Origin of the sequence: Pseudomonas sp. RAC1 (assembly GCF_030658255.1) — a bacterium.
Lineage (GTDB): Bacteria > Pseudomonadota > Gammaproteobacteria > Pseudomonadales > Pseudomonadaceae > Aquipseudomonas > Aquipseudomonas boreofloridensis.
Genome location: NZ_JAUTXS020000030.1, coordinates 17,652 through 34,250, shown reverse-complemented (window position 1 = coordinate 34,250; position 16,599 = coordinate 17,652). Strand labels below are relative to the sequence as shown.

At 62.4% G+C, this 16,599-nt stretch carries 12 protein-coding genes; all 12 read right to left on the bottom strand.

Going from position 1 to position 16,599, the window contains the following annotated elements:
* Positions 1 to 18: 18 nt before the first annotated feature.
* Complete coding sequence (locus tag Q7C30_RS10220) at positions 19 to 2,955, bottom strand: DUF748 domain-containing protein (RefSeq protein WP_317871424.1); 2,937 nt, start codon at positions 2,953 to 2,955, stop codon at positions 19 to 21.
* Between the two features lie 77 nt (positions 2,956 to 3,032).
* On the bottom strand, positions 3,033 to 3,902 hold the full coding sequence (locus Q7C30_RS10215; RefSeq protein WP_317871423.1) for an oxygenase MpaB family protein: 870 nt from the start codon (positions 3,900 to 3,902) through the stop codon (positions 3,033 to 3,035).
* 11 nt (positions 3,903 to 3,913) lie between these two features.
* Positions 3,914 to 5,578 (bottom strand): glucose-6-phosphate isomerase, encoded by a 1,665-nt coding sequence (gene pgi / locus Q7C30_RS10210; RefSeq protein ID WP_039575142.1) that lies wholly within the window; start codon positions 5,576 to 5,578, stop codon positions 3,914 to 3,916.
* A gap of 195 nt (positions 5,579 to 5,773) precedes the next feature.
* A complete protein-coding gene (gene panC / locus Q7C30_RS10205; RefSeq protein ID WP_317871422.1) occupies positions 5,774 to 6,637 on the bottom strand; it encodes a pantoate--beta-alanine ligase in 864 nt (287 codons plus the stop codon).
* Positions 6,634 to 7,434 carry a 3-methyl-2-oxobutanoate hydroxymethyltransferase gene (gene panB, locus Q7C30_RS10200; protein ID WP_029613936.1) on the bottom strand — a complete coding sequence of 267 codons (801 nt, stop codon included), beginning with the start codon at positions 7,432 to 7,434 and terminating at the stop codon, positions 6,634 to 6,636. Before panB ends, panC begins: the two co-directional genes overlap by 4 nt.
* Positions 7,435 to 7,685: 251 nt before the next feature.
* Complete coding sequence (folK, locus tag Q7C30_RS10195) at positions 7,686 to 8,165, bottom strand: 2-amino-4-hydroxy-6-hydroxymethyldihydropteridine diphosphokinase (RefSeq protein WP_029613937.1); 480 nt, start codon at positions 8,163 to 8,165, stop codon at positions 7,686 to 7,688.
* 2 nt (positions 8,166 to 8,167) lie between these two features.
* Entirely contained in the window at positions 8,168 to 9,550 is a 1,383-nt protein-coding gene (locus Q7C30_RS10190) for a polynucleotide adenylyltransferase PcnB (protein ID WP_317871421.1), read from the bottom strand.
* Positions 9,551 to 10,293: 743 nt separating this feature from the next.
* Positions 10,294 to 11,742: a sigma-54 dependent transcriptional regulator gene (locus Q7C30_RS10185; RefSeq protein WP_317871420.1), complete on the bottom strand. Its 1,449-nt coding sequence runs from the start codon at positions 11,740 to 11,742 to the stop codon at positions 10,294 to 10,296.
* A gap of 4 nt (positions 11,743 to 11,746) precedes the next feature.
* Positions 11,747 to 14,722 (bottom strand): sensor histidine kinase, encoded by a 2,976-nt coding sequence (locus Q7C30_RS10180; protein WP_162889489.1) that lies wholly within the window; start codon positions 14,720 to 14,722, stop codon positions 11,747 to 11,749.
* Positions 14,706 to 14,882, bottom strand: a complete 177-nt coding sequence (locus tag Q7C30_RS10175; RefSeq protein WP_003250005.1) for a hypothetical protein — start codon at positions 14,880 to 14,882, stop codon at positions 14,706 to 14,708. The genes Q7C30_RS10180 and Q7C30_RS10175 overlap by 17 nt, the downstream gene beginning before the upstream one ends.
* A 161-nt stretch (positions 14,883 to 15,043) precedes the next feature.
* A complete protein-coding gene (gene gluQRS / locus Q7C30_RS10170) occupies positions 15,044 to 15,931 on the bottom strand; it encodes a tRNA glutamyl-Q(34) synthetase GluQRS (RefSeq protein ID WP_039575215.1) in 888 nt (295 codons plus the stop codon).
* A 63-nt stretch (positions 15,932 to 15,994) separates the two neighbouring features.
* Entirely contained in the window at positions 15,995 to 16,441 is a 447-nt protein-coding gene (dksA, locus tag Q7C30_RS10165) for an RNA polymerase-binding protein DksA (protein ID WP_029612663.1), read from the bottom strand.
* Between the last annotated feature and the right edge of the window lie 158 nt (positions 16,442 to 16,599).

Here is a 16,599-nt window from a genome sequence, read left to right as displayed (position 1 = left end):
TGAGACTCTGTTCAGGATTCACTCCGCATCCAGATGCATCGGTGTGATCACACGTCCGTCAGCTTCGGCTTTGCCGAGTGTGGTATCGATGAAATACACCCGATCATCTTCAAGCTTACCTTGATCCACCAAGTAGTCTTTGATGCTGCTAGCGCGTTCCTGGGCCAGGTTGCGCAACAGTGCGGCGCTTTCTGCCCAAGACCTGATAACCGCCTCGCGCAGCTTGGTCGTGCGCTCGTCGCGACTCAGCTTCTCCCACTCGGCAGGCGGTTGCTGTTTGAGGCGAGTGCGATAGATGCCCTCGAGCATTGCCGGTTTGTCGCTGTCGTCGACCACCAGCATCGAGGCGTTGGCTGGAACCTTGTCGCCGCGGCGCTGGAGGATCTTGTACCAGGTACTCTGGTATTCGCGCTCCAGGCGTTGTTGGGCAATCAACGGGCCATCGCTGGTCTGCGCGCTGGTACCCTCGATTTCCAGGCGTAGCTCGGGCCTCTGCTTCAATGCAGCGGCCAGCTTGTCCAGATCGCCCTTGGCAAAGGTGCTCAGATCACTGGAGCCAGGCGCGAAGGCTACCGTGCCCAAGTCCTGCGAGCCGCCGCCAGCGATCAGTCCACCGATGAACTTGAACGGCGCTTGCGCTGCGCGAAGCACCAGATTGCGCATCGTTTGCCAGACGATCGGCATGACACTGAACTGAGGGTTGTTCAGGTCGCCGGAGACGGGCAGCTCGATCGAGATGCGGCCCTGGGTGTCCTTGAGCAATGCCACCGCCAGGCGAATCGGCAGGTCCACGGCATCAGGGCTGTCGACGCGCTCGCCCAGTTGCAACTGTTCGACCACCACCTTGTTCTCGGCCTTGAGTTGGCCCTTGGTGATCACGTAGTGCAGGTCGAGGTCCAGGCGCCCTTTGCGGATACGGTAGCCGGCGAATTTGCCCGAATACGGCGTCAGCGTGGTGAGTTCGACGCGCCGGAAGCGCGTGGCGATGTCCAGACTGGCCATCGGATCGAACGGATTCAACGCGCCTTTGATGGTGACTGGCGCATAGCGGTCGACCTTGCCTTGGACATCGACTTTGGCTGGCTGCGACTGGCGATTGTCGATGGTGCCGATCTGGCCGTTGAGCTGCTGAACGGCCGTGGCGAAATTGGGTGTCAAGGTCAGGTCGGCGAAGTTGGCCGAACCGTCGTTGATGTCGATCTGGCCAATGTGGATGCCCAGCGGTTTTTCAGTGCTGGCGGTAGCCGGTTTGCGCTCGCCGCTGGACGAGCTTGCGCTGGTTTGCGGGATCAGCAGGTCGTCGATGCTGGTGGTGCGGTCTTCGTTGATGATGAAGCGCGCGTAGGGTTGCTGCAGGGTGACTTTGTCGATCGACAGTGCATTGCCATGCACGTAGGACAAGCCATCGATGTTGACCTGCTGCCACTTGACGAAGTCTCGGCCTTTGATGGTGTCGAGGGTGTGCAACTGATTGACCTGCGCCTTGCCGGTGACGCTGAAGGCCAGTGGCTCGGTACGCTTGAGGTCGACGTCGAGATCGCTGGCGAGCATGCCGCTGCGCAGTTCCAGGCGAATGAAGGGACTGATGTAGGCCTGGGCCACGCGCAGGTCGATGTCGCGGGTACTGACATTCAGCTTGGCCGTGACTGGCGCGAGGTTGACTTTACCTGCGGCCTGCAGCTTGCCCTGACGGCCGACACCGGTGTCCAGTTTCAAGGTGAAAGGCGACTTGTTCAGGCTGTCGAAGCCTTTGAGGTCGAGATTCAGCGGGCCGACATCGAGCTCTACGGGGTCCTGATGGCTGCGATCTGCCAGATGGATCAAGTAATCGCGTGCCTGCACGTCCTTGAGCAGTACCTGCCAGGGCTTGCTTGGCGCCGCTGCGGCCTGTTCGGGGGCAACGGGCTCGGCGGTAGCTGGCTCGGCCTTTTGCTTGGGTGTGACCTTGGCCGGCTGGCTGGCGAACAGCTTCTGCCAGTCGAGCTGACCATCGCGCTCAAGTGCGGCCCAGGTTTCGAGCTTTTCGCTGCGGACCTTGCCAACGCTGACCCGTTGCTTGGCGAGATCGACCGAGGTGTCGCTGATTTCCAGCTTCGCCAGACGGGCCAGTTTACGGCCATCCGGCGCCTTAATGGCGAACGGTGCGATGCGCAGCGAGGCGTTGTCCAGCAACAGTTCGGTCTGTTTGGACAGGTTGAGCTTGTAATGCGTGTCGAGGCTGAGCTTGCCGTCCTCGAGCACCAGCGGCACGGCGTCTCGTACATAGGGCCAGAACAGCTTCATTTTGCCGTCGGTGATTTTCAGGGTGCCTTCGGAGGCGATCGGGGACAGGCTGAGGTTGCCACTCCAGTCGATCCGACCGCCATTGGGGCCGTTGGCTACCAGTGTCATATCCGCGCTGTCGTCGGGCAGGGTGCTGAGGTTCTTAAGCTCCAGGTTCATCGAGTCGTAGAGAAACTCGATGGGCTCGCTCGGGCGCAGATCCTGGAAGTGCAGGTAGCCTTCGTTGAGCTTGATGCGGGCGATGCGCAGTGGGAAGGGGTCGCTTGGCGTTTCGTCCGCCTTGGGCTCGCTTGGCGGCAGCTTGAACAGGTGTGAGAGGTTGAGGCTGCCATCCTTGGCGAACAGCAGTTCGGTGCGCGGCTTGTCCAGCTCGATGGCGTCCAGATGCAGGGCTCCGGTCCACAGACTGTCGAGTGAAAGATTGGCATAGAGGCGCTCGAACCCGACCTGCTCCTTCCCTGGCTCGCCCACCTGCAGGCCCCACAAGGTCAATTCGAGGGTAAAAGGATTGAACTCGATGCGCTGCAGGTGTGCCGGCACGGTGGCGTAGTGGGCCAACTGCTGGTTGGCGATGCGCAGAGCGACGCCGGGGAGGATGAAGAAACCCATGAGGCTGTAGAGGGCCACGATGGCTAGCAGGGCGCCGATGGCGCGGATCAATCCTTTGGGCATGTGCGGCGTCGTCTGTCGCGAACGGAGGTGCCTTGGAGTATGGCACGGCTGATCGGTTCCGAAACATCGGACAAACCCTAGATCAGGTCCATTCGCCTGCGGGCACGCTGAGCCGAGCCATTGCGCATCGCCCAGCGCAGTATCGGCGCGATCTGCTTCACCCCGAGACGTACTAACTGGCGCTTGAGCGAACTCTGACGTTGCCCGAGGAGATCGTTGGCCCATAAGGGCAGCAGGTCGATGCCCGCCTGCAGCATGAGTGTGCCAACGGGCTGCGCCACTCGGCTGGGCGCCGGCGCAGCGAGCAGGATTTGCACGACTTCCAGGCTACGGTCATCACAGCACAATTGCGGGCGCATGCCTTGCAGATAGTCTTGCACTTGCCTGCAGGAGCGCGGCACATCGCGCGCACCTAGTCGCTCGGCGACGAGGGCGATTTCCGCATAGTAGGCGTCCTGGTCCCCAGCGGACATCTGCGGGTTGCGGTAGCGCAGATGTGCGGCGAGGAAGCTGCTCACCTCGGCGACGTGCACCCAGGTGAGCAGGTTTGGGTCGCTGGCTGCGTAGGGGCGTCCATCGGGCGCGATGCCGACGACCTGAAGGTGAATCTTGCGGACCTTTTCGATCAGCCACTGCGCATCCTGGGTCGAGCCGAAGGTCGTGCCGGAGATGAATTGGCTGGTCCGACGCAGGCGTCCGAGCAAATCTTCACGAAAGTTGGAATGGTCCCACACCCCGGCCAGCGCCAGGGGGTGGAGCAGTTGCAGCATCAGCGCACTGATGCCGCCGATCAGCATGCTGGGGAAGTCGCCATGGACCCGCCAGCTCACGCTGTGTGGACCAAACAGGCCCGGATCGCCCTTGGGCGACTCCAGGTCGAGTTGACCGAGCGCAAGCCCGGTCATGCTCATCAGCTGAGTTTCGATGCGGCGACGCAGTGCTTCCAAGGGCGTGTGGATCAACCGCGGTGACGTCCGCGGAAGTAGTTGATCAGACCTTGGGTCGAGCCATCCTCTGCGCTTTCCTCAAGGCTGCCCACCAGACGCTGGTACACGCCTTTGCCTAGCTCCTTGCCCAGTTCGACGCCCCACTGGTCGAAGGCGTTGATGCCCCAGATCACGCTCTGCACGAACACCTTGTGTTCGTACATCGCCACCAGCGCGCCCAGGCGCCGCGGGCTGATGCGCTCGACCACCAACGTATTGCTCGGACGGTTGCCCGGGATGACCTTGTGCGGCGCAAGCGTTTCCACGTCCGCCTCGTTGAGCCCCTTGGCGCGCAACTCGGTTTCTGCTTCTTCGCGCGTTTTGCCGAGCATCAGGGCCTGGCTTTGCGACAGGCAGTTGGCGTAGAGCCACTGGTGGTGGTCGGCCACTGGGTTGAAGCTGACCACCGGCACGATGAAGTCAGCCGGGATCATCTGGGTGCCTTGGTGGAGCAACTGGTGATAGGCGTGCTGACCATTGCAGCCGACGCCGCCCCAGATCACCGGGCCGGTCTCGGTCTTCACCGGCGAGCCATCGGTCAGCACGCTTTTGCCGTTGGACTCCATGTCCAGCTGTTGCAGGTGCTTGGTGATGTTACGCAGGTAGTGATCGTAGGGCAGGATGGCGTGGCTACTGGCGTTCCAGAAGTTGCCGTACCACACGCCCAGTAGGGCGAGCAGCACTGGCATGTTCTTCTCGAACGGTGCCGTCTGGAAATGCTGGTCCATGGTATAGGCCCCGGACAGCAGTTCCTTGAAGTTGGCGGTGCCGATGGCCAGGGCAATCGGCAAACCGATGGCCGACCACAGCGAATAGCGCCCGCCGACCCAGTCCCACATCGGGAAGATGTTCTCCTCGCGGATACCAAACGCCACGGCCGCGGTCTTGTTGCTGGAGACAGCAATGAAGTGACGGTAGAGCTCGGCTTCCGAGCCGCCCTGGGCAAGGTACCAGGTGCGAGCAGCCTGGGCATTCTTCAGCGTTTCGAGGGTGTTGAACGATTTCGACGAAACGATGAACAAGGTGGTCTCGGCGCGCAGCTTGGCTGACAGCTCATGGAATTCGCTGCCGTCGATATTGGCCAGGTAATGGCAGCGCACGCCGCGCTGGGCGTATGGCAGCAGCGCCTCGGAGACCAACTCCGGGCCCAGGAACGAGCCGCCGATACCGATGTTTACCACGTCGGTGATCGGCTTCTCGCTGTAGCCGCGCCACAGCCCGTCATGGATGCGTCCTACCAGTTCGGTGATCTGGTTGAGCACCTTGTGCACTTCCGGCATCACGTTGACGCCGCCGACATTGAGCTTGTCGCCGACCGGGCGGCGCAGGGCGGTGTGCAGCACAGGACGGCCTTCGGAGCCGTTGATGATCTCACCGCTGAACATGGCCTTGATTGCCTCTTCAAGGCCCACTTCCCGCGCCAGGTCGACCAGCAGGTCGCGGGTCTGTTCGGTAATCAGGTTCTTCGAATAGTCCAGGAACAGGCCGCAGCTGCTGAGCGAGAACTGCTCGAAGCGCTTGGGGTCGGCGGCGAATGCTTCTCGCATGCTGAACCCCTGCATGGCGTCGCGGTGCTGTTTGAGCGCTTGCCAGGCGGGCAGGGCCGTCACGTCGTGGGGAGTGCGGTAATACGCCATTGCGGGTGGTTTCCTTCGGGCATGGTCTGACTTGGACACTGGCAGTCATTGCCAGTTGCAAGAAAAGGCCATTATAGGCATTGGTCCGATTGCGGGAATGGGAGCGGTGCTGCGGGGGATGAAATTTTTGCGAGAAATGCGGCAAGGTGCTGCGAGCAGGCTCTGCGCGTTTGTCTGCGCAGAGCCTGCAAGGTCTTATGCAGTAGGCTCTTCAAGGTGCAGGTAGAGGTTGTCGATCAACCGCGTAGTGCCCAGATAAGCCGCCGCGAGAATGACCAGGTCTCGGTCGTCGATCACGGCTGGCTTGAGCGTCAGCGCATGGCGGATTTCCAGATAGTCCGGGCGCAGTCCCGCATTGATCAGGTGCGCCTGACCTTCGGCGAGCAGCGTCGAGAAATCGCGCCGACCGCGACCCAGTCCTTCGGCCAGCGCTCGCAGGACCTGGTACAGCACCGGCGCCGTAGCGCGCTGGTCCGGACTCAGGTAGCCGTTACGCGAGGACAGCGCCAAGCCGTCCTCGGCACGCACGGTCGGCTCGCCGATGATCTGGATCGGCATGTTCAGGTCGCGCACCATGGCGCGAATGACTGCCAGTTGCTGGTAGTCCTTCTCACCGAACACGGCTAGATCCGGCTGAACCATGTTGAACAGTTTGCTCACCACGGTCGCTACACCTTCGAAGTGGCCCGGGCGGCTGGCGCCGCACAGTCCCTCTGACAGATGCGGCACGCTGACTCGGGTCTGCACGCCCATGCCATCGGGATACATCTCCTCGACCGCTGGCGCGAACAGCAGGTTGCAGCCAGCCTGCAGCAGCGTTGCCTGATCGGCGACCAGGGTGCGCGGGTACTTGTCCAGATCCTCGCCGGCGCCGAACTGCAGCGGGTTGACGAAGATGCTGGCAACCACGAAGTCGGCGCGCTGGGCCGCCTTGACGACCAGAGCGGCATGGCCGCTGTGCAGGTTGCCCATGGTCGGGACGAAGGCGATACGTTTGCCTTCGCCGCGCGCGCGCGCTACTGCAGCGCGTAGTTCACGGACGGTCTTGACGGTATTCATGCGCTGAACCCATGTTCAGGTGCCGGGAAGGAGATATCCTTGACCGCCTTGACGTAGGCCGCCAGGGCGCTGTCGATGCTGGGCTGACCCGCCATGAAGTTCTTCACGAACTTCGGCACGCGACCGCTGAGGGACAGGCCGAGCATGTCGTGCAGGACCAGCACCTGGCCATCGGTCCCGCTGCCGGCACCGATGCCGATCACTGGAATGCTCACAGCCTGGGCGATGTCCGTAGCCAGCGCGCTGGGTACGCATTCGAGCAATAGCATGGCCGCGCCTGCCTGTTGCAGGGCGAGGGCATCGGCGCGCATCTGCTGCGCCTGGGCCTCTTCGCGGCCTTGGACCTTGTAGCCGCCCAGTACATTGACTGTCTGCGGTGTCAGGCCCATGTGCGCACAGACCGGAACGCCACGGTCTGCCAGCAGGCGGATAGTGTCACCCAGCCAAGCGGCGCCCTCGACCTTGATCATGTGCGCCCCCGCACGCATCAGCGTGGCGCAGTTGCTGAACGATTGTTCGAGGGTGGCGTGGGCCATGAACGGCAGATCGGCGAGGATCAGCGCACCCTGGTTGCCGCGTTTGACACAGGCGGTGTGGTAGGCCATCTCGGCGGTGGTGACTGGCAGTGTGCTGTCATGGCCTTGCAGGACCATGCCCAGCGAGTCGCCGACCAGCAGTACTTCGACGCCGGCCTGGCTTGCGGCCTTGGCGAAAGTGGCGTCGTAACAGGTCAGCATGGTGATTTTCTCACCCTTGGCCTTCAGGCCATGCAGGGTGGTGAGGGTGACTTCAGGCATGTAGCGAGATCCTCGTTCAGGCGCTGTGAAAAACGACTGCGTACAACGCGTGTATTCATCTTCCGGAGCGGCACATCATCGTGCGTGATGTTCGGGTCACAGGGCTGTCCGGGCCTAAATGGGTAGAGAGCGGCTGACGGGCGCCGCGGGACGCCTATAGTCGTGAGCGAGGTGGGGGAAGTCAATGACCCTGTTACCGCATTGTTACGCCCGGAGTGTTACTGCCGTTACCGATGGCAGAAGTGCCCGGATTACAGGCGCTCCAGCCCCACGAAGGGGCAGGCCTGAAGCAGTTGCGCGAGGCGACGACCGTCGGCGAGGGTGAAGTCGGCGGGTACCAGTTCGGCCAGCGGGTAGAGCACGAACGGGCGGGCGTGCATATGGTAATGAGGCACTTTTAGCCGGGGGATATCGATGACGTCGTCGCCGAACAGGAGTATGTCCAGGTCGAGCGTGCGCGGTCCCCAGCGCTCCTTGCGCACTCGGCCTTGGTCGTTCTCTATACCTTGCAAGGCGTCGAGCAGCGCTAGCGGCGCCAGGCGGGTGTCGAGTGCCGCGACGGCATTGGTGTAGCGCGGCTGGCCGGGCAGCAAGGATTCACTGCCATACAGGCCCGAGGCTGCGACCAGGCGTGTCGCGGGGATGCGGTCCACGGCCTGGAGCGCACTGCGCAATTGCTCGTCGGGGGCGTCCAGGTTGCTGCCCAGGCCGATGTAGGCGCGAACGGTCATGCTCAGTCGAAGCTGCCTTCGCCGCCGGACTTGCGCTTGCTGCCACTGCGCTTGCGCTTGCGCGTGGTCGAGGCGCCGTCATCGCGGCTGCCCAGTTCGCGAATCATGTCGCGGCGTTCGCTGTCGTGGGCATCCTGGTAGTCGGTCCACCACTGGCCAAGGTCGTCGGTTTCCTCGCCGGCGCTTTCGCGCAGCAGCAGGAAATCGTAACCGGCCCGGAATCGAGGGTTGTCCAGCAGCATGTCGGCGCGTTTACCACTGCGCCGTGGCAGGCGCTCCTGCATGTCCCAGATCTCGCGGATCGGCAGGGTGAAGCGCTTGGGAATCGCGATGCGCTGGCACTGCTCGGCGATCAGGTCGTGGGCGGCTTCGTTCATCGCCGGGATCGGCGGCACTCCCTGACTCTGCAGGAACAGCGAGCGCGCCGGGAGGGCAGGCCAGAGCAGAGCAGCGAACAGGAAGGCTGGGGTGACCGGCTTGCCTTGCTTGACGCGCAGGTCGGTGTTGCTCAACGCCTGGCTGATCAAGGTGTGGGTGTAGCTCGGGCGTTCGTCCAGCGCTTGGGCGCTGGCTGGGAACAGCGGGTCGAACAACTGCAAATCGACCAGCATCTCGAAGGCAATCGCCCCGTGGCCGGACAGGAACAGCTTCAACACTTCCTCGAAAAGGCGTGCTGGCGGGATCTCGCGCAACAGCTTGGCCAGGTCGCGGATGGGCTGAACGGTATGTTTTTCGATGCCGAAATCCAGCTTGGCGGCGAAACGCACCGCCCGCAGCATACGGACGGGATCTTCCTGATAGCGATGGGTGGGATCGCCGATCAGGCGCAGCAAACGGTTACGGATGTCGTGCACGCCATTGGCGTAGTCCAGGATGCGCTCGCTGACCGGATCGTAGTACAGCGCGTTGATGGTGAAGTCGCGGCGCTGGGCATCGTCTTCGAGCGTGCCGTAGACGTTGTCGCGCAGAATGCGTCCGCTGGAGTTGTGCGACGAACGGTGGGTGTCGCCTTGGTCTTCCTCGCTGTGGTGGGCACGGAAGGTGGCAACCTCGATGATTTCGCGGCCGAAATGGATATGCACCAGCTTGAACCGGCGACCGATGATCCGCGCATTGCGAAACTCGGCGCGGACCTGCTCGGGTGTGGCGCTGGTGGCGACATCGAAGTCTTTGGGGGCGATGCCCAGCAGCAGGTCACGCACGCAGCCGCCGACCAGATAGGCCTGGTACCCAGCGCTCTGCAGGCGCTCGACGATGCTCACGGCGTGGCGGCTGAACTGGCTGCGCTGGAGCGAGTGCTGGCTCTGATTGATCACCTCAGGCGTGGTGCGCCTGTGCTGACCACGGAGGGGAGGACGGAACGACTGGAACAGCTTCTTCAGCATGGGATGCACTGTATGAAGGAATGTTCGGCCAAGACTAGGAGAATGGCCGCATGATGGCGGGGGATTCTAGCATTTACTGTCGGGATGGTGTAGGCGGTGCCGCGAAGGGATTCTGATGGGGGTAGAAACGACAAGGGGAGCCTAAGCTCCCCTTCAAGTCGTTGCGTGCTCTTATTGTTTTTTTATCGGGCTTCTTGTTTTTGTTGAGTGCCCTGTCCACCGATATTTACGCTGTGGACGACCCCATGTTCGGGGTGAAGAGCAAACGGATTGCTTTGGTCGCTGAGTCATGCTGATCATTCGATCCAACCAGTTCAGGCGCTGCTTTAGTGCAGTGTTGTTATTCTCAGCCTGGTTGTGGGGCAAGCCCAAACACAACGCCTCTCCAAAAGAATCAGTTAGCTGCGCCTCCGCCGTCTTGTTCTTGTTATGCGTGAGTCGTTTCGTCTTGTTCTTATTTTGAATTGCCGTGCTTGTTATTGTTCTTGTACGAAAGATATAGCAGGTGCCGTGCCAACTTTGTGAGGGCCAATGAAATCGGGGGTTTGGGCGATTTTAGGCGTGAAGCTTGTCGGCGAAATGATGAGATTTCGTTACCGTATGCCTCGGTTTGTTACGCCAGGGGCGGACGAGGTAACAGATTTTTCACGTCGGAGGGGCGCTACTGGATGGCACGCTGAAGGCGGGGGCTCGGCGGGACATGTCCGGTGCTACACGTTGGGCATGTCCCGCGTCGCGAATGATCAGTTTTCGCTGGCTACGTTACTCTTGCGTCGCGGGATGCCCAGGCGCTGGCGCCGTTCCCACAAGCATTTGCGACTGACGCCGAGTTTTCGTGCCAGTTCGGTTTCGGTCATGTGGTCCTGATGCTCGAGTACGAAATGCTGGAAATAGTCTTCCAGCGACAGGTCCTCGGTAGGTTCGTGGCTGGCGTTGCTGGTGCTGACGCCACCTGCTGGGTGAAGACCTTCGAGCATGTCGTCGTCCAGGTCGGCCAATTCGATATCGATGCCCAATAGATCGGCCGATATTTCCGGACTTTCGCTGAGGATGACTGCCCGCTCGACCGCGTTTTCCAGTTCACGCACGTTCCCGGGCCAATGGTAATGACGAATGGCCTGCTCGGCATCGGCCGCGAAATGCAGGTCGTCGCGGCCGATGCGTGCGCTCTGGCGAGCGAGGAAGGCATCGGCGATCTGATTGACATCGCTCCCGCGCTCGCGCAGGGCCGGCAATTTGAGGGCGATGACATGCAGGCGGTAGTAGAGGTCTTCGCGGAACTGTCCTGCTTTGGCAAGGTTCTTCAGGTCACGGTGGGTAGCGGCGATCAGGCGCACATCGACCTTTTGCGACTGCACCGATCCGACCCGGCGGATCTCGCCTTCCTGAAGCACACGCAACAGGCGAGCCTGGGCCTCTAGCGGCAACTCGCCGATTTCGTCGAGGAACAGAGTGCCACCGTCTGCCGCCTCCACCAGGCCGGCGCGGCCGGCGCTGGCACCGGTGAAGGCGCCTTTTTCGTGGCCGAACAGCTCGGACTCGATCAGGGTCTCCGGGATGGCCGCGCAGTTGACGGAAATCATCGGCGCCTTGGCGCGGCGCGAGAGGTTATGCAGCGCGCGCGCCACCAGCTCCTTGCCGGTGCCGGACTCGCCCTGGATCAGCACATTGGAGTCGGTGGGCGCGACTTTGCGGATTTTACTGAACAGGTCCTGCATGGGCGCACAGGCGCCGATGATGCCGATCTCGCCATTGGCCGGGGCATTCATGGGCTTTTCGGCTGCCCCACCCTTGCTGGCGCGGCCTGGTTCGGCGGCAGGCGTGGCGCTGGCGAAAGCACTTTGACGGTCGCGCAGAATGCGGGCGACGGCTTGCAGCATTTCATCGTGGTCGAACGGTTTGGCGATGTAGTCCACCGCGCCCATCTTCATCGAATCGACTGCCGAGCGCAGGCTGGCATAGCTGGTCATGATCAACACCGGCTTGCCTTCTCCGAGCTTGATCAGTTCGGTCCCGGGAGCACCGGGCAGGCGCAGGTCGCTGACGATCAAATCGAAGGAGGCAATGCTGAAGCGCTCCTGGGCTTCCTGTACCGAGCCGGCTTCGCTGACCTGATACTGGTTGCGTTCCAGCAGTCGGCGCAGGGCCGAGCGAATGATGGTTTCGTCTTCGACGATCAGAATGTGCGGCATTGATTCAATTCTCTCGACGGTCTCGAATGTCAGGGGACGTCGCTACGACATGCCGGGGCAGGGTCACGCGGATCCGTGTGCCACATTGCCGATCAGGATCGGCCGGGCTGTCGATGGTGATTTGCCCATAATGCTCTTCCACGATGGAATAGACCAGCGCAAGCCCCAGTCCGGTTCCTTCGCCTGGATCCTTGGTGGTGAAGAACGGCTCGAACAGGCGATCCATGATGTTTTTCGGAATGCCGCTGCCTTCGTCTTCGACGATCAGGTCGACGGTGTGTTCGCTCGCTTCGCTACGCACACGCACCGCACTGCCCGGTGGCGAGGCATCGCGGGCGTTGGACAGCAGGTTGATCAGTACCTGGGCCAGGCGCTGCGGATCGCCTTCGGCCCAATGGTCGGGGTCACACAGGTTGAAGAACTGCACCTCGAAATTGCGCCGGTTCAGGGCCAGCAGCCCGATCGCATCCTGCGCCACCTCGGCCAGGGCCACCGGTTCTTCGTTGTTCTGATGGCTGCCACCGGCGTGGGCGAAGCTCATCAGTGACTGGACAATGCGTGACACGCGCTTGGTCTGCTCAAGGATCTGGCTGGACAGCTCGATGATCTCACCGTCGTCTTCGCGTTCCTCGCGCAGGTTCTGCGCCAGGCAGGCGATGCCGGTGATCGGGTTGCCGATTTCGTGGGCCACGCCCGCCGCCAGGCGACCGATGCTGGCCAGGCGTTCAGAGTGCACCAGCTTCTCCTCTAGCGCCTGGTTTTCGGTGAGGTCTTCGACCAGCAGCACCAGGCCGCTGTTGCCCGGAGCCAGCGGTTCGTCGATCGCCGCCTTGTGCAGGTTCAGCCAGCGCGGCTGGCCGTCGAGCGCCAGGCGTTGTTTGTGCAGGTGCTCGTCAGGCAGGTTGATGAAGCCTTCGAGCAAACCGCGCCAGGGTTCGGCGATGGTGATCAGGCGCGACCCCACCACATGCTTGGCGGCGATTCCGGTCAGTTCCTCCATGGCCTTGTTCCACATCAGGATCTCTTGATCCTTGGCCAGCGAGCAGACGCCCATGGGCAGTTCCTGAAGCGTCTGGCGGTGATAGCGGCGCAGGGCGTCGAGCTCGGCGGCAAGGCCGGTCAAGCGCGAGTGGTAGTCTTCCAGCCGGCTTTCGATGAAGTGGATGTCTTCGGTGACGTAGTTCTCGTTCCCGGACTTGTAGGGCAAGAAGGTCTCGACCATGTCCTGGGCCACGCTGGGACCCATGAGTCCCGAAAGGTTGGCTTCGATGCGATCGCGCAGTCGACGCAGGGCGTAGGGACGGCGCTCGTCGAACGGCAGGTAGAGGTCGCGCAGGGCCTGCTCGACCTCTTTCTGTGCGGCCTTGGCCCCCAGCGGCTTGGCCAGTTGGGTGGCGAACTCCTGGGGTGAGGCAGCGTGCAGTTCGCGACGCTGTGGGCGGCGCACGTTGTCGACGGCACAGGCCTCGGCGGCGCTGACTTCCTCGCTGCTGGCATTGGTGAACAGCGATATCAAGGTAAACAGCAGGACGTTGGCGGCCAGCGAAGCGATGGCTGCCATGTGCCAACTGGTGTCGTCCAGTACGTAGATCATGTCCAGCAAGGGAATGTAGAAGCCTTGCACGTTGCCCAGCAGTGGCAGCAGCATGGTCACCAGCCAGACCAGGGTGCCAGCCAGCAGGCCCGCGATGAAGCCGCGGCGGTTGGCGGTCGGCCAGTACAGCACCGAGAGCACGCCGGGCAGGAACTGCAGGGTGGCGACGAAGGCGACGATGCCAAGATTGGCCAGGCTCTGGTGGGTATTCTGGGTCAGGTAGAAGACGAAGCCCGCAGTGATGATCGCCACGATCAGGGCGCGACGGGTCCACTTCAGCCAGCGGTAGATATTGCCCTCGGCCGGTGGCTGGTACAGCGGCAGCACCAGGTGATTGAGCGCCATGCCCGACAGCGCCAGGGTGGTGACGATGATCAGGCCGCTGGCGGCGGAAAGCCCGCCGACATAGGCCAGCAAGGCCAGCGCTTCGTTATTGGCGGCGATGCCCAGGCCCAGTGTGAAGTACTCTGGATTGGTGCTCGCGCCCAGGCGCAGACCGGCCCACAGCACCAGCGGCACCGCCAGGCTCATCAGCAGCAGGAACAGCGGCAGGCCCCAACTGGCACTGACCAGCGCGCGGGGACTGAGGTTCTCGGTGAAGGCCATGTGGTACATGTGCGGCATGACGATGGCCGAGGCGAAGAATACCAGCAGCAAGGTGCGCCATGGGCCTTCCTGCAGCGGGGTGTGCAAGGCTGCCAGTGCGGTCTGGTTCTGCAGCAGCCAGACTTCCAACTCGTGCGGACCTCCGAACACGCCGTACAGCGCATACAGGCCGATGCCGCCCAGTGCCAGCAGCTTGATCACCGACTCGAAGGCGATGGCGAACACCAGGCCTTCGTGTTTTTCGCGGGTAGCGATGTGCCGCGAGCCGAAGAAGATGGTGAACAGCACGATCAGCACACAGAAGGCGAAGGCGACGCGTGCCTTGACCGGCTCGCCGGTGAGGATGCTGATGGAGTCGGCCACCGCCTGTATCTGCAGGGCCAGCAGCGGCAGCACGCCGATCAGCATGATCACCGTGGTCAGGGCGCCGGCCCAAGTGCTGCGAAAGCGAAAGGCCAGCAGGTCGGCCAGCGAAGAGAGCTGGTAGGTGCGGGTGATCTTGAGGATCGGATAGAGCAGCACGGGGGCCAACAGAAAGGCGCCGGACACGCCCAGGTAGCAGGCAAGGAAACCATAGCCGTATTGGTAGGCCAGACCTACCGAGCCGTAGAAGGCCCAGGCGCTGGCGTAGACGCCCAAGGACAACGTGTAGGTCAGGGGATGGCGGATGACCGAGCGCGGGATCAGCCCGCGCTCGCTGATCCAGGCCACGCCGAACAGCACCAGCAGGTAGGCGGCGCTGATCAGGATCATCTGGGTCAGGCTAAAGCTCATCGGCATCTCGTTGGCTCTGCAGGATGAAGGTGACGACGATCAGGATCAGCCAGAGCAAGTAAGGGCGATACCAGGCTCCGGTCGGTTCGATCCACCAGTCCATGATGGCCGGGGAGAACAGGTAGATCCCCACGACCAGAAGCAGGACCAAGCGATAGATATACATGCGGGCCTCGATGGCAAGGTGCTGCGCAAGTGAGCTTCTTATTATTGGCGCAAATGTCCGGGGCGATGCTAGCGGGATTCGCACTCGTTCGCCAAGGATTTGAATTGGCTGGGCTTTTTATCACGCAGAAAGGAGCGGTGGCCGGCGGGTGCGCCGTGGCATCAGCTCAGTTCGGCCTCGGGTAACGAGGGCCGCGCCGGGATTGCGTCGGGGCGCCATTGCGCGATCGCCTGGGCCAGCACCTCACTGGGGGGCGCGCTCGACAGCGTTGCCGGTGCCTGCTGACCCAGCGCTCGAAGTGCTCGTAGCAGCAGCGGTGTCGCCTGTTCGGCCGGCAGCGGCGGCGAGCGGTAGGTCTTGCCCAGTTTGTGCCCGTCAGGTTGGGTGATCAACGGGATGTGCAGGTAGCGCGGCTGCGAGAAGCCGAGCAATTCCTGGAGGTACAGCTGGCGCGGCGTGTTGTCGAGCAGGTCGGCGCCACGCACGATGTCGGTGACACCCTGCCAGGCATCGTCCAGAACCACCGCCAGTTGATAGGCGTACAGTCCGTCGCGACGCTGGATGACGAAATCGCCCACCTCGCGGCCCAGATGCTGCTCGAAGCGACCTTGCACGCGGTCGTCGAAGCGGTAGATCAGTTCAGGGACCCGGATGCGGATGGCCGCGTTTTCGCGAGCATGGCCCGCGTTGCGACAAAAGCCGGGATAGAGGCCGCCATGCCCCTCGAGCTGCTTGCGCGAGCAGGTACAGGCGTAGGCCAGGCCCATGCTGAACAGCCGATCGACCACGGCGGCATAGGCGTCGTGGCGCTGACTCTGGAAGACCACCTCGCCGTCCCAGTGCAGGCCGTAGCGCTCCAGCGTCTGCAGAATGGCGTCGCGCGCGCCAGGCATCTCGCGGGGCGGGTCGGTGTCTTCCATGCGTAGCAACCATCGGCCGCCTGCGGCGCGTGCGTCGAGCCAGGAGGCCAGGGCGGCGACCAGTGAGCCGAAGTGCAGGAAACCGCTGGGAGTGGGGGCGAAGCGGCCTATATAGCGGGAGTCTTTCATGGGCATGTCAGGCATATAAATGAAATGGGGCGCTAGATGCGCCCCATTCGGATGAAGTCAGGATCAGCCCTTGCCGGCCGATTTTTCCTTCTTCTCGGCAATTTCCTTGCAGTCGAAGCACAGGTCGGCCGTTGGGCGAGCTTCCAGCCGGCGCAGGCCGATCTCGATACCGCAGGTGTCGCACCAGCCGTATTCCTCGTCCTGGATTTTCTGCAGGGTCTTGTCGATCTTCTTGATCAACTTGCGTTCGCGATCGCGGTTGCGCAGTTCAAGCGCGAATTCTTCTTCCTGGCTCGCACGGTCGGCTGGGTCCGGGAAATTCGCCGCTTCGTCCTTCATGTGGTCCACAGTGCGGTCCACACTGATCATCAGCTCGCCTTTCCAGGCGCTGAGCAGCTTGGTGAAGTGCGCGCGCATGGGAGCGCCCATGTATTCCTCACCCTTGGTTTCGACATAGGGCTCGACACCGTACATGGTCTGACCGGTTTTTTGCTTTTCTACGGTGGACATGAATAGACCGCCTCTCACTCATCTGATCCAATGCGCAGGATGCTCCATTTCCGGCGACCGCCGGCCCTGCGACTGCGAGCCGCCGAACTTACCAGATAGGTCGGGGGTTGCGCTAGCCCGCCCGATCCGAGGTATTGACAGCGGCCCGCCGCGTCCGT